This is a genomic window from Geodermatophilus sabuli (assembly GCF_010686765.1).
Classification (GTDB): domain Bacteria; phylum Actinomycetota; class Actinomycetes; order Mycobacteriales; family Geodermatophilaceae; genus Geodermatophilus; species Geodermatophilus sabuli_A.
The window spans coordinates 1-849 of sequence record NZ_JAAGWF010000040.1; the positions used below are offsets into that span (position 1 = coordinate 1).

Below are 849 nucleotides of genomic sequence, written 5' to 3' on the forward strand. Positions count from 1 at the left end.
CATGGCCGGGGTGAGCGGCTTTTCGGCCCGAAGGGCAAGAGCGGCAGATGACACGGCGATTTGTTCCATAAGTGGACGTTACACATTAACTATGTCCACAGTCAATGTGTCCACACACCCCTCCGGCGTGTCCACTCATACACTCCGGCGTGTCCACTCATACACTCCGGCGTGTCCACTTTTACCCTCCGGCGTGTCCACTTTTACCCTCCGGCGTGTCCACTTTTGGCCTACAGTGTCAGTGTCCAGTGTCAGGGGAAGGAACAGACACTGACACTGACACTGGACACTGACGGGACACGAAGGGGGTTCTGGTGGCGCGGTAGCGCCCAGAAGCCTGAGGCCGGAGCTTCTGGCTAATGCCTGATTGCTGAGAGTGGATCAGTGCGAGGGGTCACCGGCACCTGCCGCCTCAAGGCGCGGGTTCCTCTTCGATCTCATCAGGTGGGACCTCTTTGAAGAACGCTTGCTGCTCTGGCTCTGGCAGAGCAGTGACCTTGCCCCGCACATCGTCCCACCAGAGCGCAACCCACTCCAGGGCAGGGCGCAGGTGTTTCCAGAGTGGCTTGAGGCGCTCAGCTGAGGGAGAGCCCTCCCCGACTTTCCACTTTCCCTGATCGTTCTGATACAGCCCCCCCGTAATCACCGCTGCGGCCGCCTGAGCGGCCACTGAGGCGGCTTCATTGATCGCGGCTACCCCACCCGTCTCCAGGTCCTTCATGCGGCTCTCAGCCGCCTCTGCGCGGCTCTCCGCGCCTTTTTGCGCCTCTAGGGCCTGGTCCCGCGCCGCTTCAGCAGCACCCTTCGCTGCCTCGACCCTCTCCAGAGCTATGATCTGAGCCTCCAGCC

1 protein-coding gene is annotated in these 849 nt (G+C 61.8%); it reads right to left on the reverse strand.

Annotation, left to right across the window (positions count from 1 at the left end; translation table 11 throughout):
* Window positions 1-412 precede the first annotated feature (412 nt).
* On the reverse strand, window positions 413-849 hold a 437-nt coding region (locus GCU56_RS22865; protein WP_204332705.1), incomplete at its 5' end, for a hypothetical protein.